A 25,284-nucleotide genomic window follows, 5' to 3' on the forward strand; every position below is an offset into this window, starting at 1 on the left:
GAATCATCTCCATTCCATCACTATTAAAGCAGGCGAAAACAATTTAAATTTGAAAGAATTAATCAATTCCTCCATACAGATGCGTTTATTCTCCACCTGCCTTGCGCTGCTTGCGCCGGCTGTCCTCATGGCGCAGGACCCGGCCCGATACGTCAGGCCCATCATCGGGACCGCCAAAATGGGACACACCTATCCCGGTGCCACCGTCCCTTTCGGCATGGTCCAGCTTAGCCCGGACACAGACACCATTCCTTATGAAATGAACGGGAAATACAACCCCGACGTCTACCGCTACTGCGCCGGCTACCAGTATGCCGATCCCACCATCACCGGGTTCTCCCATACCCATTTCAGCGGCACCGGCCACTCCGACCTCGGCGATTTCCTCCTCATGCCCGCCAACGGGCCCGTCCAGCTCAACCCCGGCACGGCAGACCATCCCGAGAACGGCTACCGCTCCCGGTTCTCCCATCAAAACGAGACCGCCGAGCCCGCCTACTACAAGGTACTGCTCAACGACCATCATATCACCGCAGAGCTCACCGCCACCAACCGCACCGGCATGCACCGGTACACATTTTCCTCAGGCGACAACCCGCATATCGTCCTCGACCTTATGGCGAACCTCTACAATTACACAAACAAGAATGTGTGGACGTTTGTACGGGTAGAAAACGACACCCTCATTACCGGGTACCGCCAGACCAATGGCTGGGCCCGCACCCGCACGCTCTATTTCGCCATGACCTTTTCCAAACCCATCCGCCGGTACGGCCACCAGAACATAGCCAACGACGTGTACCGGGGCTTCTGGCGCAAGTTCAACCAGACGGAAAACTTCCCCGAAATGGCCGGCCGCCAGCTGCGCGCCTGGTTCGGCTTCGATGCGCAGCCCGGCGAAGCGGTGACCGTTAAGATGGCTTTGTCGCCCGTGAGCACCGAAGGCGCGGTCAACAACCTGCGGGCGGAGAACCCCGGCTGGGACTTCGACGCCGTCCGCCGCCAGGGCCGCGACGCCTGGAATCGCGAACTTTCCAAAGTGAAAGCCGAAATGCCCGACGAAGACGGGCTCGTGAATTTCTACACCGCGCTCTACCATACCTACCTCGGGCCTACCACGTATGCCGACGCAGACGGGCAATACCGCGGCATCGACCAGAACAACCATCGCGCGGAAGGCTGGACCAACTACAGCACTTTTTCGTTGTGGGACACCTATCGCGCCCTGCACCCGCTATTCAACATCCTCCAACCCACCCGCAATGCCGATATGGTCAGGTCGATGCTGGAACATTACAACCAGAGCGTCCATAAAATGCTGCCGGTATGGAGCCACCAGGGCAACGAAAACTGGTGCATGATCGGGTACCACAGCGTGTCGGTGATCGCAGACGCCATCATGAAGGGCAATATAAAAGGGTACGACGCCATGCAGGCACTCGAAGCCTGCGCCGCCACCGCCCGTTACAAACCCTACGACGGCATCGGGTATTACATGCAGCTCGGGTATGTGCCGGAAGACAAGAACAGCTCGTCTGTCTCCAAAACGCTGGAATATGCCTACGATGACTGGTGCATCGCGCAGGTAGCGAAAAAACTCGGCCGCAATGATCTCTTCACGGAATTTGCCAAACGCGCCGAAAACTACCGTAACGTGTACGACGCTTCCACCGGCTTCATGCGGCCACGGATGAGCGATGGGACTTTCCGCAGGGAATTCGATGTATTGAGCACGCACGGACAGGGATATATTGAAGGCAATGCCTGGAATTACAGTCTGTACGTACCACATGCGCCGGCGGAAATGATTGCATTAATGGGCGGTAAAAAACAATTCACCGGCCACCTGGATTCGCTTTTCACCATGCACCTGCCCGATGCGTTTTTCGCCGAAACGGAAGACATCACCCGCGAAGGCATCATCGGCAATTACGTACACGGCAACGAACCCGCCCATCACGCCGCCTATCTCTACAACTGGACGGACGCGCCCTGGAAAACGCAGGAACGCGTAAGGATGATCATCGAAAAAATGTACAAGCCAACGCCGGACGGGTTGGGCGGCAACGACGACTGCGGCCAGATGAGCGCATGGTATCTCTTTACCGCGCTGGGCTTCTACCCGGTTTGTCCCGGTTCCACGGAATATGCGCTGGGCAGCCCCACCGTAGTATCTGCAGACATCAGGCTGGAGAACGGCCGCACCTTCAGCGTGAAAACGGTGAACCAGGGCGCAAAGAACGTATATGTGAAAAAAGCCGTACTGAACGGGCGCCCGCTCGACCGCTTCATTACGCACAACGATATCATGAACGGCGGCACGCTGGTGTTCCACATGAGCGCGAAGCCCGTGAAGTAACGGGCAAAAAAAACATCCCGGAGAACCGGGATGCAGAATTTACAGTGAACAATGAAATAGCATTGATTGCTACTATTCCAGGATCTTGATTATTTTCCAGTTGTTGTAAATGAATAAGGATAAGCAGCCTCGTTTGTGCCCCTTTGTTTGTTAGGATTCGCCCCCATCGTCACTTTCATCAATCCGCCCTGCTGGATGGCCGAATGGCTGATCCAGTTCGCGTTGTGGGGTTTCCCGTTCAGCGTAATGTTTTGGGTATACACATTCGATTTGCCGTTGCCCGGCGCTTCGATCACGAATTTCTTACCGTCTTGCAGCGTTACCGTCATTTTGGAGAACAGCGGCGCGCCGAGTACGTATTGGTCGGTGCCGGGGCATACGGGATAGAATCCCATGGCGGAGAACACGTACCAGGCTGAGGTCTGGCCGTTATCTTCGTCGCCGCAATAGCCGTCGGGGCCGGCGTGGTAGAGGCGGTCCATCACCTGGCGCACCCAGTATTGTGATTTCCAGGGCTGGCCGGCGTAGTTGTAGAGATAGATCATGTGCTGAATGGGCTGGTTGCCGTGCGCGTACTGGCCCATGTTGGCGATCTGCATTTCGCGGATTTCGTGGATAACGGAGCCATAGTAGCTTTCGTCATATACCGGCGCCATTACGAAAACCGAGTCGAGCATCTCCGTGAATTGCTGACGGCCGCCCATGAGGCGTGCGAGGCCTTCCACGTCGTGGAAAACGGACCAGGTGTAGTGCCAGCTGTTGCCTTCGGTGAAGGCGTCGCCCCATTTGAAGGGGTTGAAAGGCGCCTGGAATTTGCCGTCTTTATTCTTGCCACGCATCAGTTTGGTTTCCGGGTCAAAGATGTTGCGGAAGTGCTGGCTGCGTTTTTTGAAGCGTTCGATCTCTTCAGCAGGGCGTTTCAGCGCAATGGCGAGTTTGTAGATCGTGAAATCGTCGTACGCGTATTCGAGGGTGCGCGCGGCGTTTTCGTTGACGTTGACGTCATAGGGGACGTAACCCAGTTCGTTATAATACTTCACGCCTTTGCGGCCAACGGAGCTGAGGGGGCCTTCGTTTTCGGAGTTCTTCAGCAGGGCCTGGTAGAGCGTTTCGATATCGTATCCGCGGATGCCTTTCAGGTAGCTGTCGGCGATGAGCGAGGCGGAATTGGAGCCGATCATGCAGTCGCGGTGCCCGGGGCTGGCCCACTCGGGCAACCAGCCGGATTCCTTGTAAGTATTGGCGAGGCCTTCCATGATCTGGCCGTTCAGCTCCGGGTACATGAGGGTATAGAAAGGGAATACGGCGCGGAAGGTGTCCCAGAATCCATTGTCGGTGAACATGACACCCGGCAGTACTTTGCCGTTGTAAGGGCTGTAGTGCACCTGTTCGTTCTGCGCGTTGTATTCGTAAAATTTGCGGGGGAAGAGCAGGGTGCGGTAGAGGCAGGAGTAGAAAGTGCGCACCTGGTCGGAGGTACCGCCTTCCACGGCGATGCGGCCCAGTTCTTTATTCCATGCCTGTTTGGCTTTTTGTTTGGTGGCGTCGAAGTTATCCTTTCCCACTTCGCGCTGCAGGTTGAGGGCGGCTTGTTCGTGGGAGATGAAGGAAGAAGCGGCTTTTACGTGTACCGTTTCGCCTTTGGATGTGGCGAAGCCGATGATGGCGCCGGCATGACCGGCCCGGAGCTCGAGCGTGTCTTTGGCGAGGCGGTTGCCGTCCCAGGTGTGGGCGAGGGCAAAGGGCTTATCGAACACGAGCACGAAATAATTTTTGAAATTCTCGGGAACGCCGCCACTGTTGCGGGTGGAGTAACCGATGATTTTCTTTTCGGCGGGGATGATCTTCACGTAGCTGCCACGGTCGAAGGCGTCGACTACGATAAATGCGCTGTCGGTTTTAGGGAAGGTGAAACGGAATTGCGCGGCCCTTTCTGTGGGCGCGATTTCGGTGGTAACGTTGGCGTCGGCGAGGTAAACGGAGTAATAGTAGGGTTTGGCGGTTTCCGCTTTATGGGAGAACCAGCTGGCACGGTCGTCCTGCGTGAATTTCATGCGGCCGGTGACGGGCATGAGGGAGAATTGTCCGTAGTCGTTGATCCAGGGGGAAGGCTGATGGGTTTGTTTGAAACCGCGGATTTTATCGGCGCTGTACTGGTAGGCCCATCCGTCACCGTTTTTATTGGTTTGCGGCATCCAGAAGTTCATGCCCCAGGGGGTGGCGATGGCGGGATAGGTGTTACCGTTGGACAGGCTTCCTTTGGAATCTGTTCCCATGAGTGGGTTGACCCATTCCACGGGGTCAGTTACTTTCTGTACGGTTTGAGCGTTGGCGTGCAAGCCTGCACATAATGCGACGAGGCACCAGCGAAATGTATTCATAATGCAAAATCGATTTTGTAAAAAAGGGGGCCGGCCCAGGAATGGGCCAGCCGTTAGATGCTACTCTTTATTGTTTGTATGATAAGCACTTGTTCACTTGACGCCTTTGGGCCTGTCTTATTCCCGGAATCGGATGAAACCTGACCGGCAGACGGCGGCTCGCATAAAATGATCCGGCGTGGCGTCTACTGCAAGATGGCTTTGCCATTTGCGGTCGTAAATTTACCAAACCTAATCAATATCCGGGCGTCTTTTCCATTCAAAAATAATTTCCCTCCCCGTTTCTGCCAAAAGTTCGCCTAAACGAAAAGGCCGATCCTTGTAACCGACTGATAGGCAACAGGTTGTAAAAACCGTTTTGGACAGGAAGAAATCCGGGCGGCAGGGCCGTTTCGGGCAGCCAACCGTCAGGATCGCGGGAGATGGGTGTCAGCATCTTTGTATCTAACCTGTTTTCCACATTTCCGGACAATGTCCGGCGCCTCCGCCACGCCCCTTTTCCGATTGTTTCTGCTAAAAGCAAAATCGATTTAGCATAAGATCATAAAAAAAGGCCTTGTATGGAGGCGATTCATAAATGTAGGGGAAAAAACCGAAATCTGAAATTTTCCGCCGGAAAAATGGCTTGTGGGCCAACGATGGGGATGGGAATGCCTACGAAAATATGCGCTCCCGCATTAATGAGGGGTTACTGTAGGGTTAATAAGGAGTTACTTAGGGGTTACTTAGGGGGTAATGTATATTTAATGTATATAAAAGCATCTTAAACCCTTTACTATAGCCACTTTAACCCCTATTTATATACAAAGCACCCCCTTATTAGCCCTTTAGTAACGATATTTTACCCCTGCTGTCACACACTCGTTTGTGACACGGACAGGCGTCTCCGCCTGGCAGTCCGGCGTCGGCCGGTACAGGCAAAGGACGGGATGACGGCTAAGCCGCTTTTCCAGCGCTATAATCAGGAAGAGCCTCTTTTAATAAATTTCCCCGGTAGCTCCAGCCGTGTTTTGCGCAGGGCGCGCTGGCTTTTGTCCAGCTGGTTCATCAGCAGCTGCATGGCGGTCTTGGCGATCTCATCGATCGGTTGCTGCACCACCGTGATGCCGGGCGGGTATAACCGGAAAATATCGTGGTCGTCAAAACACACCACCGCAATATCGTCAGGGATCTTCATCTGCAGGCCTGCGAAAGCTTCCAGGCCTAAAATCCCCAGGTAGTTCGTGGCAAAGAATATAGCATCCATCGATTTATTCGACTGGATGAATTGCTTGATTTTCCGTAACGACTCCTCCTTATCACCACTATACGGCAATTCCAGCACCAGTTTATTCTTTACGGCGATATTATGGCTGCGGAGCGTTTCCTTATAGCCTTTCATCCGCTCTTTCATCTGCACCAGGTCCATATCCACCGTCACGAAACCAATCTGCTTCGCACCCCGGTCGATCAGGTGCTCGATGCCCTGCTTCACCCCGCCGAAATTATCGATCAGCACATGCGGCGCCTGCACTTCGGGGAAGTAGCTGTCCATCAGTACCAGCGGGCGTTTGTGGGCGATGAGTTGCTGGATGTCTTTTTCCATACCCGCCGCCGGCGTGATCAGGTAGCCGTCCACCTGCTGGCGGCTCAGCATCCTGATAAGCTCCCCGCCTTTTTGCGCGTTGTTTTCGGTGCTGCAATACACGATGTGGTAACCGTGCCGGTCGGCTTCCGATTCAATCACCCTGGCCAGCGCTGCGAAGAAGCTTCCGGAGATGCTTTCCACCATGAGGCCGAGGGTTTTGGATTGCCCGGTACGCAGGTTCACGGCTACGGAGTGAGGCTGGTACCCGGTCTTTTTCACCACCGCCATAACTTTTTCGGCCAGTTCTTCGCTGATGCGCATCTGCCGGGCTTTCCCGTTCAGCACGAACGACACGGTGGAAGGGGCAACGCCCGCCATGCGCGCGACATCTTTCAGGGATAACCTTTTCATTTCCTGGCCTTTCTGTTCTTTCATTTTTTAGCGTGCGGTTTCGCCGGCAAGTCCTTCCGGCGGGAGATTGACAATTAAAGCTTACATCCGGGAAATTAAGGTAAAAAGGGGAATTACAGCGTTACAATCATGACAAATCCCTGCCGGCATTACCGGCGGAACCTGCGCGGGGAGGGGAATTTAGATGCCGACGGAGTTATCGACCCGCCGGTAGTTCATCCGCCAGAGGATATTGGCGAGCTTCCGCGCGGTGTTGGTGATAAAAGTTTCGCTTTTTTCGGGAAAATAAACGTGCAAAGATTCGTGCAGGGCCTCTTCCAGGTGCTTGCGGCCCTTCAGCCTGCTGTCTATCACAATCGTATTAGCGCCGTAATCCGAAAGACCGAAAGCCTTTTCCCGCCCCAGTTTCTTATAAATGACTTTCATACGCCCGTTTTTGATGCTATTAAATATACGAAGAAGCCCGCCGGCCCCCAGCCCCTGCGTGTACCCGTTGCCTGAAGCGGCTTTCCCGCCCACACGACCCAAAAGGTACCACCAGCCCCCGTTCCCCGCTGCAGATTCGGGAGATCCGCCATGATGGGGCGATCCGGCAACAGCAAACCGGCTGCCGCCCGAAGGCGGCACCGGTTTACTGTTGCCACTTTGCTTGCGTTGTTCTGTTATATCTTTTCCGCTTTGAAGCCGGCTTTCTTCACCGTTTCTTCCACTTCTTCCGGCGTCAGCGTACTGGTCGACACCGTGAGGATCTTATCCGGATTGTTGGTATCCACCTCCCAGTGCGCGATTTCCTTTTCGCCGTTGAGCGCGGGGCTCACGCCTTTCACGCAGCCACTGCAATTGATATTGGTCTTGAATTTGAGCGTTTTCATCGTTATCAGATTTATATGGAATGATTAAATATTGGATAATTTCAGCCGGAGGCTATTGCTTACCACCGATACAGAACTGAGCGCCATGGCGGCTCCGGCCAGCATGGGATCGAGCGAGAAGTCCATCACCGGGATGAGGACGCCCGCGGCCACCGGGATGCCGATGACGTTGTAAATGAAGGCCCAGAAAAGATTCTGGCGGATGGTCCGCACCGTTTTCCTCGACAGGCGGATCGCTTTGGGAATCTGCCGCAGGTCGGAAGAAATGAGCGTCATCATCGCCACGTCCATCGCAATGTCGGTACCCTTGCCCATGGCGATACTGACATCTGCCTGCGCCAGGGCTTCGCTGTCGTTGATCCCGTCGCCTACCATCGCTACTACTTTCCCTTGCTTTTGCAGTTCTTTCACGAACCCGGATTTATCGCCGGGCATGAGGCCCGCCTTGACGTGGCGGATACCGGTTTCGGCGGCCACTGCGGCGGCGGTGCGGGCATTGTCGCCGGTGAGCATCCATACTTCGATCCCCATGTCCTGCAGTTTCCGGATGGCGTCGGCGGAGCCGGACTTGATGGTATCCGCGATGGCGATCACGGCGAGGGCTTTCTGTTCATCCGCGAACCAGATCACGGTGTACGCCGCATTCAGCCAGGTTTCGGATTGTACTTTGAGGGGCGCGTCGATACGGATGTCGTTTTCCTCCAGCAATTGCTGGTTGCCGGCGAAGAACCCCTTGCCCAGGGCCCTCCCTTTCACTCCGCGGCCGGTAATGCTATCGAATTGCTGGAGTTTTTCGGGTGTGATGCCATACATGTGCTTCACCACGGCTTCTGCCAGCGGATGCTCGGATTCGCGCTCCAGCGCCAGCAAAGCGCCGGAATACATGAGGCGGTCTTCTTCCGACAGCCAGGCTTCGCCGGTAACGGCGGGCTTGCCTTCGGTGATGGTACCTGTTTTATCGAGGATCAGCGCCTGGATGCGATATGCTTTTTCGAGGCTTTCCGCGTCTTTGATAAGAATCCCGTTTTCCGCGCCTTTGCCCATCCCGACCATGATAGCCGTGGGCGTGGCGAGGCCCAGCGCGCAGGGGCATGCGATCACCAGCACAGTCACCAGCGCCATGAGGCCCTGCGTCAACCCGTTGGCGCCCCCCCAGATAAGCCAGGCGGCGAAGGCCAGCAAGGCGATGCCGATCACCACCGGCACGAAGATCCCGGCGACTTTGTCGACGAGCTTCTGCACGGGGGCTTTCGAGCCCTGCGCTTCCTGCACCTTGCGGATGATCTGCGCCAGCAACGTGGCGCCACCTACCTGCGAGGCTTTCAGCCGGAAACTGCCTTTCTGGTTCAGCGTGCCGGCGAACACTTCCGACCCCGGCTCCTTCGCTACGGCCACCGGCTCGCCGGTGATCATGCTTTCGTCGACATACGACTTCCCGCCGATCAACTGTCCGTCTACCGGCACCTGTTCTCCCGGTTTTACCAGGAGCACGTCGCCCACTTGCACTTCTGACAGCGCCACAACCGATTCCTGGCCGTTTTCGCCGATGCGGATAACGGTATTCGGTTGCAGGCCCATGAGTTTTTTGATGGCGGAAGACGTAGAAGCTTTCGCTCTTTCTTCCAGCAGTTTACCGAGCAGGATAAAGGCGATCACGACCGCCGCCGCTTCGAAATAAACGTGTGGGTGCAGGCCGCGGCTGTGCCAGAAGGCGGGGTTCAGGGTGTTGAAAATGCTGAATACGTAGGCGATCCCCGTGCTGAGGGCCACCAGCGTGTCCATATTGGCTTTACCGTTCTTCGCCTGTTTCCAGGCATTGATGAAGAAATGCCGGCCGAGCACGAGCACCACGGGTGTGGAGAGCGCCCACATGATCCAGTTGCCGTAAGGCATGTCCATGAAAAACATCCCGATTACCACGAGGGGTATTGAAAAGGCAACGGCCCAGACGGTGCGCTGTTTCAATTGAGCGTAATGTGCGCGCTGGTGGTCCTCCAGGCCGGTTTCCATATTGTCGCCGGTCAGCAGGTCGTAGCCTACCGACTGTATCGCTTTCTTCCATTCATCGGGGTGGGCGTTGCCCGGAGTGTATTCGACCAGCACGGAACTGCTGGCGAAGTTGACCGCAGCGGAGATGATGTCCGGCTGGGCCTGGAGCATGCTTTCCACCGAACCGGCACAAGCTGCGCAGCTCATGCCGGTTACCGGGAAGCTCTTTTTAACCGTTTGTTCCATTGTCGTCATCGTGTGTTTCCTTTTAGAGGATACAAAGATCCGACCGAACGCCCGGCGGGGCATTATAGAATTCAGGGAAAGATTTACAACATTTTCGGGCTGCGCTGTTTTTCGCCTTTGACGCGGAACAGGGCGGTGGTACGGCGGGGATCGCCTACGATCCAGACAACGTCGCCGGTTTCCAGGCGCATGTCGGAAATGGGGTTGAGGATGCGCTCCTCTCCTCTTTCCACGCCCACCACCATACTGTGGGCCATTTCACGGATGCCGGATTCCCGGATGGATTTGCCGTTTACGCCCGAGCCCTCCAGCACTTCGTAGCGGCGCAACTGTACCTGGGAGCGGGAGAACTGCTGATGCGGTTCGTGGTGCTCGATGAACTGGCGGAACGCTTCGATCTGCTGGTCGGTCCCGATGACCTGCAGGCGGTCGCCCGGGAAGAGGCGCTCGTTTTTGGGCGGGATGGGAATGAGCCGGTCGCCCCGTTCGATCACCGCGATATTGATCCCGTATTTCTCCCGGAAGCCCAGCTGCTCGAGGGTACGGCCTACACCGTTCCAGTCGGCATGCACATGGAAGGAGGCCAGGTGGGCGTCCCAGGGGGCAAGTACCGGTCTGCGGGCGGCTTCCGCGGTTTCGCGGGCATTGTAGTTGGAGAGGAAACGTGCTTCCAGGCGGTCGTAGAACGTCTGGATCCTGCGGTTCATGATCAGTAAGATGCCGGTTATAAGCGCCGTGGCCGTGGCCGCCACGGTGAAGGAGAAGAACCGGGCGAGCATGAAGCCCACCAGGAACACCGCCAGGCCGATGCGGATGCTTCGGAACAGCGTTAGCGGGCCTTTGTATTTGTTTTGCGTCCACAGGTTGGCGAAGGCTTTCGGCTGTATCTGGCGCACAGCCAGCGCCCAGAGGAACGGCAGCATCACCAGGAATGTAACGGCGGCGGTCACCATCTTGCCCCATTGGCCGCCGATGAGGTTATCCACGAAAGGCAGCACGTAAATGGAAGACAGGAGCCCCAGCGCCAGGATGATCACAGAGAACACCATGGCATTGAGCACATACCCTTTGAACAGCACCTGCCAGTCGGAGGCTTGCGAAATCGTCTGCGCACCGGTACTGTAGCGGTCCAGCGAGGCTTTCCACTTCTGGGGTATGTATTTGTCGAGCCAGTTGTAGAAGGGATCGGCGACTTTGATCATGTACGGCGTGGTAAACGTGGTAACAGCAGATACAGCCACGGCAATTGGGTACAGGAAATCACTCGTAACATTGAGGTCACGGCCGAGGATGGCGATGATAAACGAGAACTCCCCGATCTGTGCAAGGCTCATACCGGCTTTCACGGAGGTTTTCAGCGGCTGGCCGGAGATTACGGCGCCCAGCGTGGTGCTGAAGGTTTTGCCCACGAGCGTCAACACCGTGATGATCACCACCGGAACGATATAGATCTGCAGCATCTTGGGATCGATCAGCATACCGATCGAAACGAAAAAGATGGCGCCGAAAAGGTCTTTAACGGATTTGATAAGATGCTCGATTTTCTCCGCCTGCGTGGTTTCCGCGAGGATCGAGCCCATGATGAAGGCGCCAAGCGCCGGGGAGAACCCTACTTTCACCGCCAGCACTACCATCAGCAGGCACAAGGCAATGGAAGTGACGAGGAGCGTTTCTTCACTCATCAGTTTCTTTGTCTTCTTCAACAAAGTCGGGATGAAAAATATACCACCGATGAACCAGAGCACGAGGAAGAACACGAGTTTCACGACGGCCATGAGCATTTCCGTACCGGCGAACTGCTGGCTTACCGCGAGGGTGGACAACAATACGAGCAACACGATGGCGATGAGGTCTTCCACAACCAGGATCCCGAATACAAGCCCCGCGAACTTCTGGCCTTTCACACCCAGTTCTTCAAACGCGCGGATAATGATAGTGGTAGAGGAAACGGACAAAACACCGCCAAGGAAGATCGAGTCCATCGTATTCCATCCCATGAATTGCCCCGCCACATAACCGAACCCGAGCATCACCGCCACTTCCACAAACGCTGTGATCCCCGCGCTACCGCCCACTTTCATAAGCTTCTTAAAACTGAATTCCAGCCCCAGGCTGAACAGCAGGAAGATCACCCCGATCTCCGACCAAACCTTGATATTGCCTTCCTCCTGAACCGTGGGGAACAGGTGGAAATACGGCCCCACCAGGATGCCCGCAATCAGGTATCCCAGCACCAACGGCTGCTTTAATGCTTTAAAAATTAATGTGGTAACCGCCGCCGCACCCAAAATCAAGGCTAAGTCTGCAATCAGATTCGGAAAATGACCCATACGCTCTTCTTATGTTAATATCTTTTTTATTGGAATATGGCTAAAATAAATAAAAAAGACGGCAGTTCGATACAAAACAGGACAGGGAATGCGCCCCTATGGCTACATTCCCTGTCCTGAAAAGCATTTCGGCAACGAAATAAATATTATTTGCCGGTCCACATTTTATAGCGGAGCAGCGCTTCGAGATAATAATAGTCGGCATACGACAGCGGTACATCGATTTCCGAATTCCCCGGCATCGATCCCGTGCTATGCATGAGAATGAAGTGGTTGTTTGCACCTTCCTTTGCGCGGTATGTTTCGCCGCTGAGGCTCACCAGCGCGTCGGCGCCGGCGTTCCAATATCGTTTGGATTCCGTCTTATCCACATAACGGCTCAGTTCCAGCAGCGCGGAGGCCATTACCGCCCCGGCGGATGCGTCGCGGATGGCGTTCGGAATTTCCGGCGCGTCGTAATCGTAATAAGGAATGAGATCGGCCGGCATGTTCGGGTGATTGAGCATGTAATCCGCGATGTGGCGCGCCTGATCGAGGTAGGCTTTATCTTTCGTTTCGCGGTACATCATGGTGTAACCATACAAACCCCAGGCCTGCCCGCGGCTCCAGGCCGACGCATCTGAATGGCCCTGGTGCGTCTTCTTGGCCAGCACCTGGCCGGTGGCCGTGTCGTAATCGATCACATGGTAAGAGCTGTAATCGTCGCGGAAATGATTTTTGATGGTCGTGTTCGCGTGGTTCACCGCGATGGTGGCGAAGTTTTTATCGCCGCTTTCCTTCGCCGCCCACATGAGCATTTCCAGGTTCATCATGTTATCGATGATCACGGGGCACTTCCACCCGGCGTGGTCCCAGCTGCGGATGGCGCCGATGGCAGGTTTGTACCGTTTGATGAGCGATGTGGAACTGGTAAGGAGGATGCGGCGGGCGGCTGTATCCTTCGTGAGCCGGAGGTCGTTACCGAAGCTGCAGTACATGAGGAAGCCCAGATCGTGGGTATTGGTCCTGAATTGATTGGCTAACAAATGCTGCTGGCGCTTTTCGGCTTCCGCGCGGAAAGCGGGGTCGCCGGTGGCTTCGAAGAGGTACCAGCAGGAACCGGGGTAGAAACCGGCTGTCCACCAATTGTACTTCGCGGTCATAAGGCTGCCGTCTTTGTTGGTGGATCGGGGAAAGAGGGAATCGGGCACGGCCGTCATCATCCCTTTGTATTGCCTGGCGGAGAAAGCGAGGCTTTCGTTCACGAGGGCCTTCATGGCCTTTTTGCTCACTTTCGTTTGTGCGAAAGCGGCCGTGGATGTGGATAAGAGTAATGCTAAGACAAGTCGTTTCATAAAGTGGATCATTTTTTCTTTTTCGGCGATCCCGCACTCGACTCGCGCGCCACCAGCTGGATCGGAACGATCTCCTGAGGGTGCCTGTAGGTGTTGGGATGCCGGGTCTGGATAAGGTCCATCAGTGCGGACACTACCCTTTCGCCCATCGTGGCGGGGAACTGGTCGACCGACGAGATGGAAGGCGTCACGATTTCGGTGCGCGGATCGTTGGAATAACCGACAATCTTCACGTCTTCCGGCACGCGGATATTGTGCTTCCTGCAATATTCGAGGATCGTGATGGCCGTGGTGTCGTTGGTGGCGAAAACGCCATCCGGGTAGGGTTGCTGCGCGAAAATCTTCTCCGCAGTGGCCAATGCATTTTCCCGGCTCAGTTCATGGAAGAAGACGCGTTGCTTCTTAAACGGGATCTTATGCTGCTGCAGGGCGTTTTTATAGCCCGCCAGCCTTTCCACGTACAGGTTGCAGGAAAGCGGGCCGGAAATATGCACGATGTCCTTACAGCCCTGTTCGATGAGGTGCTGCGTGGCGGTGAAGCCCCCCAGGAAATCGTCGCCCTTGATCACTTTCGCCTGGTAATCGCGCGGTGTGCGGTCGAAGAAGACAACGGGAATGTTGTTTTGCTTGAAGATATCGAAGTGGGAGAAGTCCGTCGTGGAAAGCGTGGCGGAAACGGCCAAACCATCGACGCGTGCGGAGTACAGCGTATTGGCCAGCTGCTGTTCCTGCTCAAGGGAGTCGTTGCTCTGGCAGATGATCAGGTGGTAACCATATTCCTGGAGCTTGTTCTGCACCACGGTGGTGATGGCCGCGGGGAAGAACATGGATATCCTCGGGATGATGAGCCCGATAGTCCTGCTCTTGTTGTTCCGCAACCCTGCCGCCATGGCATTGGGCCGGTAGCCCAGTTTCCGGGCCATTTTCCTTACTTTTTCCTTGGTTTTGGCGCTGATGTTGGGATGATCATTCAGTGCGCGGGAAACGGTGGAAACGGAGAGCCCCAGCTCTTCGGCGATATCCACGATAGTTTTTTCAGAACGTACGGACATACAATTGTTTGATTTATCGGCCCATCCAGCCACCGTCTACCGTCATAACCGTTCCGTGCATATAGGCGGATGCGCCGGAGGCGAGGAACACGACAGGACCTTTAAAATCTTCCGGCTCGCCCCATCTCCCGGCGGGGATACGGTCCAGGATGCCCTGGCTGCGCTTCTCGTCGGCGCGCAAAGCGGCGGTGTTATCCGTGGAAATATACCCCGGTGCGATGGCGTTCACATTCACGCCGCGGCCCGCCCATTCGTTGGCGAAAGCCTTGGTCAACTGCCCGACGGCGCCTTTGCTGGCCGCATATCCCGGCACATTGATGCCACCCTGGAAAGTTAACAGCGATGCGGTAAAAATCACTTTCCCGCTGCCGCGCTCCACCATTTTTTTGCCGATCTCCCGTGTGAGGATGAATTGCGCCGTCTGGTTGATGGCGATCACTTCGTCCCAAAACGCATCGGGGTGCTCGGCGGCGGGTTTGCGCATGATGGTGCCGGCGTTGTTCACTAAAATGTCGATAACCGGAAAATCCTGCTGGACTGCCGCAATAAATGTATACAAAGAGTCCCGCTTCCCAAAATCGCATTGGTAAGCTTTGAACTTCCTGCCGGTATCCGTAACGGCTTTTTCCACCTCGCTGCCGGAAAGCTCCAGGGAAGCCGAAACACCGATAACGTCCGCGCCCGCTTCCGCCAGCGCCACGGCCATGGCCTTCCCGATCCCGCGTTTGCAGCCGGTAACGAGAGCCGTTTTGCCTTTGAGGCTGAATTGGTCAAATATGGACATAATGCCTGTTTTTCAAATTTAATAAATCCGTACCTGTACGGGTTTCCTGAGCTTTTGCGCTTCCTGGCGGAGGTAATGGAACCATTCGCCGGCGTTGGTGATACGCCCGGCCTTGTCCCAGGCGCCACCGGTATAATACACGACTTTGTTGCTCCCGGTTGCGGCAGGCACGATGGACAGCAGGTGCCCTTTTTCCATGGCCATTTCCTTCACGGGCGTTACCATCACCACCCCGATGCCGGTGGTGCCGTCTTTGGCGGTGGCCGGTTCCCAATATCCCATGACGCCGTCCTGCTCCCGGAAGTATTCGGTCCCGGGGGCTTTGCGCTTCACGATGCCCACCGCCGCGGTGAGGGGCGCGGAATATGTGGCTTCCATCCGGGAAAGCTGACTGTGTGCGTCGATCGAAACGCGCTTGGTTACGCTTACCGTTTTGCCGGCAGCGGTCCAGGGGTCGTAGGTCAGTTCGAAAGTGGTGCGCAGCGCGCCGCTGTCGAGCATACGGTGGCCGGAGTAGTTCCGGGAATGCCAGATGCTGTCCGCCGTGTAGGGCGCGATGCCGCCCGCGCCCAGCGTGAAGCCTACGCTGTATTGGTCGAGGCCTTCCCCTTCGTCTTTATGGTAATTCGGGCGCTTATACCAGCTGTTGATGATCATTTTTTCGGTGCGCTTGTTCCAGAAATCTACGCCATAGGCATTTTGCTTCGGTTCGGATTCCAGCGCGCGGCCGTACATGCGGAAGGCCACGCGGTCGTTCTCCCAGGCAAAATCATCGAGGCGCTCGGCGATGTATCGGCCGTACGTCTTTGTTTCCACGGGGGCGGGAACGCCTTCCGCGAAAGTGAGGATCGCGCGGCCGCCGGGCGCCAGGGGTGCGTCTACGAGGATACTGAGGGGTTGTTTGCCGCCTTCGGTGATCAGCTGGTACGGGATTTCTTTACCGGTGAGCGCGTTGAGGATTTTGAAAGGGCCTCTGCGCAGGGGTTTCCATTTGGCGGCCACCGTGGCGTAATCCAGTTCGGACAGGTGTGCTACGGCCCCCGCGGGATTATACAGCTCCACGGTAATGGGGAATTTCTGTTCCGCCAGCGTCATTTTCAAGATTTCGGAACCGGCCAGCAGGAACGCTCCTACCCCGTACACTTCCGTGTCGTCGAAGGTTGTTTTACCGGGGGAATCTGCGATCTTTTGTACAAATCCCAGCTTCCCGTCGGGGTGTACGCTGCCTTGCAAAGCGTTCCAGGCTTTCACAAGCACCGTCCTGAATTCCTTTTTCGGCAACAGGCCATTATTCACGCCCCAGGCCATAGCATACAGGAAAAACCCTGTTCCGCTCGTTTCCTTCGAGGGATAACTGTCCATATCGAGGAGAGCGGCATGCCAGGTGCCATCGGCGTGCTGGAGGCCCGCCAGGCGCGTGGCCATGTCTTTGAATTGTTTTTCAAATGCGGGCCGGGAAGGATGATTGGCGGGCATGTTGACGAGCATGCGTACCAGGCCGCCCATCACCCAACCATTCCCGCGGCTCCAGAACACGCTGGCGCCGTTGCTTTCCTTTTTATCGAAATAGCGGGCGTCGCGGTAATAGAGGCGTTCTTCTTTATTGTAAAGGAAATCGGAGGTTTTCCACCAAAGTTTCACGGCCGTTTCCAGGTACGAAGGGTCGCCGGTGGCGGTGGAAAGATACGCCAGCGCGGGAGGGCCCATAAACAGCGCGTCGCACCAGGCCCATTCACGCAGGTGGACGTGGTTTTTCCAGTCCAGCGGCTCGTTGTGCGGCAGGCTGCCGATACTGTCGGCCAATGCGCGCCAGCGGCGTATCATGGGCTCCTCGTCGTATATGCGGTAGAGCTGGGCGTACAATTGGCCTACACAGTAATCGTCGGCGAAAAGCCGCCGCGGACCGGTATTCCAGTCGTTATCCGCTGATATTCTCACCAGCCGTTCAAAATTCGCGGGATCGTTGGCAATCTCCGCATGAGCGAAGGCGCCGGCGTAGAGGGCGCCGTTGGTCCAGTCCCATTTCTGCCAGGTCCAGCCTTTGCGCTCCAGGTTTTTGAATTGCCAGTTGTTTACTTTTTTCATGTAGGAAAAAATGCTGTCGGCCGACAGTTTTTCCTGGGCGCTGGCGGGCGAGGCCAAACCCGCGCCGATGGCGCCTGCGAGGCACCATTTCTTCCATGTATTGCGCATAAGCTTGCGTTATCTTAAATCGGTGATGGCGCAATGATCCATGTCGCCGTAATCGAGGTTTTCGCCGGCCATGCCCCAGATGAAGGTGTAGCTGCTGGTTCCGGCGCCGGAGTGGATGGACCAGGGTGGTGAAATCACGGCCTGGTTGTTTTGCATCCAGATGTGGCGGGTTTCCTGAGGCTGGCCCCAGAAGTGGCAAACGGCCTGGCCTTGCGGCACTTCGAAGTAGAAATACACTTCCATGCGTCGGTCGTGGGTGTGCGCGGGCATAGTGTTCCAGGTGTTGCCGGGCTTGAGTTCGGTCATGCCCATTTGCAGCTGGCAGGTTGGAATAACGGAATTGACGAGCAGCTTGTTGATCGTGCGGTGGTTGGCGGTTTCCTGTGCGCCGAGGGTTACCACTTCCGCATCTGCTTTAGTGACGCGGCGGGTGGGATAGGTCACGTGCGCGGGGGTGGAATTGAGATAGAACAGCGCGGGCGCTGCGGCATCGGCGCTGGCGAACACCACCTGGCGCTTGCCTTTCCCGATGTAGAGCGCGTCTTTATTCCCCAGTTCAAAGGTTTCACCGTCTACCGTTACGGTACCGGCTCCGCCAACGTTGATGATTCCAAGCTCGCGGCGTTCCAGGAAGTATTCCGCTTTGAGGGGATCGGGGGATCCCAGCGGCAACGGGGCGGCAACGGGCATGGCGCCGCCGGTGATGAAACGGTCGTAATGACTGTAAACCAGGCGGATATTGCCGGCTTCAAACAACGTGGCAATGTGCAGGGCTTCACGCGATTGGGCGGTATCCCAGGTTTTGGCTTCTGCAGGACTGGCGGCGTACCTCGTTTCGATATGCGTGCTCATCAATAAGGATGTTTTTAGATGTGTGCGAAATTTGTAATGAAAAAATTCGTGGATTCAAGGAGGGAAGTTACATAAGTTCAATGAAATCTGCAAACGTTTGCATAAAGATTAACAGGGAGTTTGGGCGGGATGGCGGAAGGAAATGTTAACTTTGTATCAGCGTTAATATTAAATCATGAAAATAGTGGATAGTATTAACGCGGCTTTCTCAAATGGTCTATTTTAGCGTATCATGAACACCTTTCTTCAGATTCACCCGAAAGACAATGTGCTGGTGGCTTTACAGGATCTCCCGGCTGGCCGGCAGATAGACTTCAACGGCACTTCGATCCAATTGTCGCACAACGTTCCCGCCAAACATAAATTTCCGTTCAGGCCCCTCCATTCCGGCGACCCCGTGCTCATGTACGGCGTGCTCGTCGGCAAAGCCGTGACGGACATCGCCCCTGGTGAGCCCATCACCACCAAAAATCTCCAGCACGACGCCGACGCCTTTCACGAAAAAGACGCCAACCTGCAATGGCAGGCCCCCGATGTCAGCAAATGGAAAAACAAAACCTTCAATGGCTTCCACCGGGCCGACGGGCAGGTAGGCACCCGCAACTACTGGCTGGTGATTCCTATGGTTTTCTGTGAAAACAGGAACGTGAACGTCATTAAAACCGCTTTCGAGAAAGGGCTCGGCTTCGCGCCCCCGGAAGTGTACAACGAACAGGTGAACGACCTGGTGAACCTCTATAAAAGCGGCAATCTCGACGCTATTAAAACCTATCAGGCAGCCGAAAACATACAGGCTTCCACGCGCAGCAGCGTCTTCCCGAATATCGACGGTGTGAAATTCCTCATCCACGAAGGCGGATGCGGCGGCACCCGTCAGGATTCCGACGCCCTGTGCGCCCTGCTGGCCGGGTATATCCACCACCCCAACGTGGCCGGCGCCACCGTGCTTAGCCTGGGTTGCCAGCACGCCCAGGTGTCGATCCTCCAGGAATCCCTCAAAAAACTGAACCCGGATTTCAATAAACCGGTACTCGTATACGAACAGCAAACCAGCGGCTCTGAATTCAATATGCTGAGCAACGCCATCCGCGATACCTTCCTCGCACTCGTGGAAGCCAACAAACTGGAACGCAAACCCGCTCCCCTTTCCAAAATCACGATCGGACTGGAATGCGGCGGCTCCGACGGGTTCAGCGGTATTTCCGCCAACCCCGCCATCGGCCATACGTCCGACCTGCTGGTAGCACTCGGCGGCACCACCATCCTTTCCGAATTCCCCGAGCTTTGCGGTGTGGAACAGGAGCTGATCAACCGCTGCGAAGATGAAGCTACGGCCGACAAATTCATCACCATCATGCGCGCCTACGAAAACCAGGCGCAATCCGTGGGCTCGGGGTTCTACATGAACCCTTCTCCCGGCAATATCAAAGACGGCCTCATCACCGATGCCATCAAATCCGCCGGCGCAGCCAAAAAAGGCGGCACCTCGCCTGTCCGCGACGTACTGGATTACACCGAATACGTCACTAAACCCGGCCTCAACCTGCTTTGCACGCCAGGCAACGATGTGGAATCCACTTCCGCGGAAGTAGGTTCCGGCGCCAACGTGGTGCTGTTCACCACCGGTCTGGGCACGCCTACCGGCAACCCCATCGCGCCCGTCGTGAAACTGGCCACCAATACCCGCCTCGCGCAACGCATGCCAGATATCATCGATATCGACACCGGATCTATCATCAGCGGACAAAAAACCATTGCACAAATGGGCGAAGAAATCCTTGATTACGTGATCCGTATCGCCAGCGGCGAAGAAATCACCAAGGCGGAAATCCTCCACCAGGACGATTTCATTCCCTGGAAACGCGGCGTGAGCCTTTAGTTCGTTTAGTAGTTTGTAAGCATATAAAAGCGGCGGAGCATTTGCCCCGCCGCTTTTATTTTGCCTCCGCAAAACCAAATTATCGTATCACCGTTACCGTACCCCTGAAAACGAATGTCGTACCATCCTCACACACGGTTTCGATAGCGTATACATAAGTGCCGTAAGGCGAAGCCTTGTTCTTCCAGCTGCCATCCCAGCCAGCCATGGGACTGTTGATAGGGAAATGCGTATTCTCGAAAACGAGGCCTCCCCATCTGTCGTAAATCCGCATCCACTTCACTTCCTTGATGCCGCGCCCTTTGGGATAGAAACGTTCATTGATGCCGTCCTTGTTGGGTGTAATAGCGTTCGGGAAAAACACGCTGCCCTGGTCGCAGGTGACATGCACGAGCACATCGTCGATCGCTTTGCAACCGAAACGGTTCTCCACTTCCAGGATGTAACGCGTTGACAGGTCGGGGAGCGCGTGCGGGGCGGGACAAGTAGGGCAATCCAGTTTATGGTTGGGCGTCCAGGTCCAGCGGATGATATCCTGGCTGCCGGGGCCGCCCAGCAATACGGGTACGCCTGACATCACCACGCGGTCGGGGCCGGCGTTAATCGTGGGAGTAGGCTGCACGTTCACCAGCACGGTGGCGTCGTCGGTAAAACATCCGTCTCCATCGTATCCAGTAACCTGGTAGGCATAAGTGCCGGTGGATTTCAGGTTGGCGCGCGGCGTGGAAATTTCGTCGTCATTCAATCCTTCCCCGTTCCATTTGTAATGATCCGCACCGGTTACCCACAGCGGCAGCTGGTGACCGAGGCAAAGCGTGGTGTCCGGCGTAGCCGCAATCTGGAATGGCTGGGCCACGCGGATGTTGACCTTATCGGTATTGGTGCAGCCGTTGGCGTCTGTCACGGTCACCGCGTATTCCGTGCTGAAGGCGGGAGCCGCCTGCGGCGTGGCCGATCGCGGGTCGCTCAAACCATCTTCCGGCGTCCATTGATATTTGACGCCGCCGCCTGCGCTGAGCGTTGTGTTTTGGCCAAGGCATACAAATGGCGAGGCAGACGCGGCATTCACCACCGGCGCCGCCTTGATGCTGATGTTGTGGGTGGATGTATCCTTGCAACCGTCTTTGCTCGTAACGATAAGCACAGCTTTGGAGGGGCCTGCCACGCTAAACGACTGGTCGCCGGGCAGTTCATCGGTGCTGGTATTCCCGTTCCCGAATTCCCATTTCCAGGTTACGTCGTTCACGATGCCGACGGATCCGTTAAATGCCACTTCCTCGAATTGGCAAGCCTGCAGCGGGCCATTGATATCCGCCACCGGCCGGGGGAAAACTTTCACCGTTTTATCCATGGTTTGCGTACAGCCGTAAGCCGTGGTGGTGGTCAGGGAGAAGTGATAATCCTTTTGCTGGTCCAGGAAGAACTTTGGATGGGCGGTGGCTTCGTCCTGGGTAGCGATACCCGCGTCGAAGGTCCATTTGTAGGTAGCTTCCTCTTTCAGTTCATCGATGGAGTAGCTGTTGAATTCGGGCTGGAAAGCGATCCATCCTTCTTTACATATAAATTCCGGCGTGGTATTCAGCTTCACATCCAGCTTGTCGATCACGATCGGATCTTTAAGGAAGGCGGTACCTTTGCATCCCGCCTGGTCGGACAGGATGAGGCGTGGTTTATACACGCCCGGTTCTTTAAAAGTATGTTTGATGGTGGCGTCCGTTGTTTCCGTGACCACGCCATCTGTAAAATCCCACGCAAAATTAACGGCGTTCATCGCATCTACTTTGAATTCGATTTCCTTCGTCAGGCATCCGCCGTTGGAAGAAGTTGTGATGGTGGCGAATGGGCCTTTCACTTCCACTTCCTGCTCAAATTCATCTTCGGTACCCGCGTCGCCGACCACTTTCAATTTCACTTTATATTTCCCGGCGTAAGTGTAGGTGTGGGAAGGATTATCCAGGGTTGAAAAACTCTCATCGCCAAAATCCCAGTACGAACTGCTGTAATTGATCGATTTGTTCGTGAACCTCGCCACCACCGGCGGGCAGCCGCCATTGTTCACGAAGGATGTAGTGAAGGAGAAATCCGCGCTCACGCTCGAAACCTTTATCTGCTTTTTGATGCTGTCGGTACAACCATTGTTGTCGCGCACCAACAGTTTAACGGTGTAGGTTCCTTTCACCTGGTAGTTTTTGGAAGGGTGCGGATCGGTGGATGTGGTGCCGTCCCCGAAATCCCATTCATACGTCGCGTAGCCGCCGGTTTCGCTCGTGGTATTGTAGAACCACACGTCTCCCCCAGGCGGAATAAGCGTGGCGCTTGGTGAGAAGCCGGCATTCGGACCGTTCACCTGGAGATAGCTTCCGCTGACGGTGCTGCGGCAGCCGTCTTCGTCCGTAACTGTTAATTGCGGATAGAAATATCCAGACCTGTTGTACGTGTATTTGAAGGGAGGCGCCGTGAATGTTTTGGCGCCCGTGCCGTCGCCGAAGTCGAAGGACCAGGTTTTGATGGGTTTGCCTTTCGAGACATCCGTTTCATCGGTGAAGGTTAATTCCGTTCCGCGGCATTCCAGCACAGGCGGCGTTGCAAACTTTGCCACAGGGCCGCGCACGTCTACGAACACTTTGTTACTGGAATCAATACATCCCTGGTAGTTTACCGCGAAAAAGCGGATGGTGTCTATACCCGGTTTAAGGTTATGGAACAGTACCCGATCATAATTGTAATTGTCCCATTGCGCGTAAGCGCCGCTGGTAGTGCTCCAATAATAGTTGTAATACGATGGATATAACGACTTATCTATACTCAGCAGCGTGGATTTAAGTGTTTCACTGCTGCATAGGGAGGACTTATCCGTGTTGATGACAGGGTTGCCGGGCGCATAAACGCTGATGGTCATCGAATCAGTGCTGGTGCAGGTCCCGTCGGAAACGGTCAACTTTACGAGATAAGCACCGGTTCTGTCGTATTTGTGTTTGACGATGGCGTTCTTCGTGGTGTAGGTGTTTTCCTTTCCATCCCCCCAGCTCCACTTCCAGCTGGTGATGTTGCCGATGGAATTATCGTCGAAGCTCATCTCTGTGCGGTTGTTGCAATCGACAGGTTTCAGGCTGAACCGCGGGAAGGGGTTCACAGCTGTAATGAATGCTTTTTTGGTAACCGAGCTATCGCAGCCATTATTTGAAACCGTAAGGGTTATGTCGTAGGTCCCGGGCTCCCGGAAGCTGTGTTGCGTGCGTTGAGAATGGCCATAGCCCTGATTCCCGAAGTTCCAGGTGAAGGAGCTGCCGACGTCCGTTGTTCCGATAAACTGTACCCAGTTGTTGCCGCAGACCTGGGGGGCCTGGGGCGAAGTGAAGTCAGGTTTCGGTTTTTTATACACCTGGATGCTGTTGTAAGAATAGAGATTGACTGTTCCTTTGCAACCATTGGCGGTTGTGTAGGTAAGTTTTACGTTGTAGGAGCCGGCTTTGCCGTAGGTGTGGGAGGGCGTGGGATCGGTGGATTTGGCGCTTCCATCTCCGAAATCCCACTCATATCTCGTGATTACATCTCCGGTGGTGCTGTAGGCGCTGAAGTTGGGCGTAATGCCTTCGCATCCGCCGGAGATGTTGGAATACGCGTATATCACCGGCTTCTGCACCTGGATGTATCGCTCTGAAATGCTGGTACAGCCGGAAGCGTTACCCGCCGTCAGCCTGATTGAATAGTGACCCAGGCTGTTATAAGTGGCGGTAGGGTTTTGCTGCGTGGCACTCTGGCCGTTGCCGAAAGTCCAGTTCCAGCTGGTGGCGCCGGTGGACTTGTCGGTCAGCTTCACAGTGGCGGGCACGTCGCAGATGGCGGCCTGGTCGGTGGTGAAAGCGGCCTGCGGCGCGGGTTTCACGACGAAGTCTTTGGTTATGGATTCCCTGCATGTGCCGTACTCCGCCGTCATGGTGACTTTCACGGTACCTGCGCCGGCGGGCGTGAAGTACGGACTGCTGCCCCAGCCGCTGATGTATCCTTTATCCACGCTCCAGGTTACGTTATCTGCCTGGGGGGAGTTGGCGGCGGTGAAAGTGGTGCTGGCATTTTCGCAGACGCTGGCCGGCAGCTGGAAGTCCGTTTTAAAATTGGCGACATTGATATCGTCGGAAGTGTGTGTGGCCACGCATCCCCGGTCGTTGGAAACGGTGAGTTTGATTTTATAAATGCCCCTGGCGGTGTAGGTATGTGTGCCAGGATTGGCGCCGGTAGCGGTTTTTCCGTCACCGAAATCCCATTTGTACGTGAGGGTCCCCGGGCCGGAAGAGGCATTGGTAATAGTTACATTGCCGGGCGCGGTGCAGATGAACTTGCTGGAAACGTTGAAGTTGGCGGTCAATGCGGCGCCGGCATCCACGATGTTGGGGATTACCCTGGAGGCGGTGCAGCCGTTGCTGTTGGTGACTGTGAGGGTTACGGCAGCCTTGAGGACGTTGTTGTACCTGTGCACGGGACTTTTACCCGTGCCGGTGGTGCCGTCGCCGAAGTCCCAGGACCATGCGGAAATCGTTCCGTTGGAGGGGACGGATTTATCGGTAAAAGTCACATCGAAGGGGATGCAACCTTTGGCGGGACTGGCGGTGAAGTCGGGTTTGGGTAGCGCCCAAACGGTGACCACATCCTGTGCGGTACTGGTGGCGCCGGAGGCATCTTTCACGGTCAGCTTCACGGTGTAGGTTCCGGGTGCGGTATACGAAGCGCTGGGACTTTTATCGGTCGAGCCGGAGCCGTTGCCGAAATTCCATTGCCAGGAAACAGGGTTGCCGGTGGACTGGTCATTGAATTTGGTGATAAGGCTTTCGCAATCGCTGGATTTGCTGGGGGTGAAAGCGGCTCTCAGTTGGGCAAAGGCGGCGTCGCCGGGCCAAACGAGCAGCATTAACAAAATGGTACAGGAAAGGGTAACTTTCGGGATTACCTGGGTGACTAGGGACATATGATGCTATTCGGGGAAGAAAATTACACAAAAAAGCGGGACGGAAAGCACCGGGGAAAGGGGGATTCCCGC

14 protein-coding genes are annotated in these 25,284 nt (G+C 55.6%); 2 read left to right on the forward strand and 12 right to left on the reverse strand.

The window, feature by feature from the left end:
* Positions 1-49: 49 nt before the first annotated feature.
* Complete coding sequence (locus WJU16_RS08740) at positions 50-2,359, forward strand: GH92 family glycosyl hydrolase (RefSeq protein ID WP_341837938.1); 2,310 nt, start codon at positions 50-52, stop codon at positions 2,357-2,359.
* 89 nt (positions 2,360-2,448) lie between these two features.
* On the opposite strand, the gene WJU16_RS08745 is transcribed toward WJU16_RS08740, so the two are convergent.
* From WJU16_RS08745 to kduI, 11 genes are all read right to left on the reverse strand, one after another.
* Positions 2,449-4,740: a GH92 family glycosyl hydrolase gene (locus tag WJU16_RS08745; protein WP_341837939.1), complete on the reverse strand. Its 2,292-nt coding sequence runs from the start codon at positions 4,738-4,740 to the stop codon at positions 2,449-2,451.
* A gap of 961 nt (positions 4,741-5,701) precedes the next feature.
* A complete protein-coding gene (locus WJU16_RS08750) occupies positions 5,702-6,742 on the reverse strand; it encodes a substrate-binding domain-containing protein (RefSeq protein ID WP_341837940.1) in 1,041 nt (346 codons plus the stop codon).
* 156 nt (positions 6,743-6,898) lie between these two features.
* Positions 6,899-7,144, reverse strand: coding sequence for a hypothetical protein (locus WJU16_RS08755; protein ID WP_341837941.1), 246 nt, complete (start codon positions 7,142-7,144; stop codon positions 6,899-6,901).
* A 236-nt stretch (positions 7,145-7,380) separates the two neighbouring features.
* Positions 7,381-7,590, reverse strand: a complete 210-nt coding sequence (locus WJU16_RS08760) for a heavy-metal-associated domain-containing protein (RefSeq protein ID WP_298708437.1) — start codon at positions 7,588-7,590, stop codon at positions 7,381-7,383.
* 24 nt (positions 7,591-7,614) lie between these two features.
* A complete protein-coding gene (locus WJU16_RS08765) occupies positions 7,615-9,834 on the reverse strand; it encodes a heavy metal translocating P-type ATPase (RefSeq protein WP_341837942.1) in 2,220 nt (739 codons plus the stop codon).
* 74 nt (positions 9,835-9,908) lie between these two features.
* Positions 9,909-12,155 carry a cation:proton antiporter gene (locus tag WJU16_RS08770; RefSeq protein WP_341837943.1) on the reverse strand — a complete coding sequence of 749 codons (2,247 nt, stop codon included), beginning with the start codon at positions 12,153-12,155 and terminating at the stop codon, positions 9,909-9,911.
* Between the two features lie 146 nt (positions 12,156-12,301).
* Positions 12,302-13,489, reverse strand: a complete 1,188-nt coding sequence (locus tag WJU16_RS08775) for a glucuronyl hydrolase (protein ID WP_341837944.1) — start codon at positions 13,487-13,489, stop codon at positions 12,302-12,304.
* An 8-nt stretch (positions 13,490-13,497) separates the two neighbouring features.
* Positions 13,498-14,541 (reverse strand): LacI family DNA-binding transcriptional regulator, encoded by a 1,044-nt coding sequence (locus tag WJU16_RS08780; protein ID WP_341837945.1) that lies wholly within the window; start codon positions 14,539-14,541, stop codon positions 13,498-13,500.
* Between the two features lie 13 nt (positions 14,542-14,554).
* Positions 14,555-15,325, reverse strand: coding sequence for an SDR family NAD(P)-dependent oxidoreductase (locus WJU16_RS08785; protein WP_341837946.1), 771 nt, complete (start codon positions 15,323-15,325; stop codon positions 14,555-14,557).
* An 18-nt stretch (positions 15,326-15,343) separates the two neighbouring features.
* A complete protein-coding gene (locus tag WJU16_RS08790; protein WP_341837947.1) occupies positions 15,344-17,518 on the reverse strand; it encodes a glycoside hydrolase family 88 protein in 2,175 nt (724 codons plus the stop codon).
* A gap of 9 nt (positions 17,519-17,527) precedes the next feature.
* Complete coding sequence (gene kduI, locus WJU16_RS08795; RefSeq protein WP_341837948.1) at positions 17,528-18,370, reverse strand: 5-dehydro-4-deoxy-D-glucuronate isomerase; 843 nt, start codon at positions 18,368-18,370, stop codon at positions 17,528-17,530.
* Between the two features lie 232 nt (positions 18,371-18,602).
* Here kduI and WJU16_RS08800 point away from each other — a divergent pair, with 232 nt between their 5' ends.
* Positions 18,603-20,249 carry an altronate dehydratase family protein gene (locus tag WJU16_RS08800; RefSeq protein WP_341837949.1) on the forward strand — a complete coding sequence of 549 codons (1,647 nt, stop codon included), beginning with the start codon at positions 18,603-18,605 and terminating at the stop codon, positions 20,247-20,249.
* Positions 20,250-20,328: 79 nt separating this feature from the next.
* Here the strand turns inward: WJU16_RS08800 and WJU16_RS08805 are convergent, their stop codons facing one another.
* A complete protein-coding gene (locus WJU16_RS08805; RefSeq protein WP_341837950.1) occupies positions 20,329-25,212 on the reverse strand; it encodes a PKD domain-containing protein in 4,884 nt (1,627 codons plus the stop codon).
* Between the last annotated feature and the right edge of the window lie 72 nt (positions 25,213-25,284).

Source organism: Chitinophaga pollutisoli, assembly GCF_038396755.1.
Taxonomy (GTDB): Bacteria; Bacteroidota; Bacteroidia; order Chitinophagales; family Chitinophagaceae; genus Chitinophaga; species Chitinophaga pollutisoli.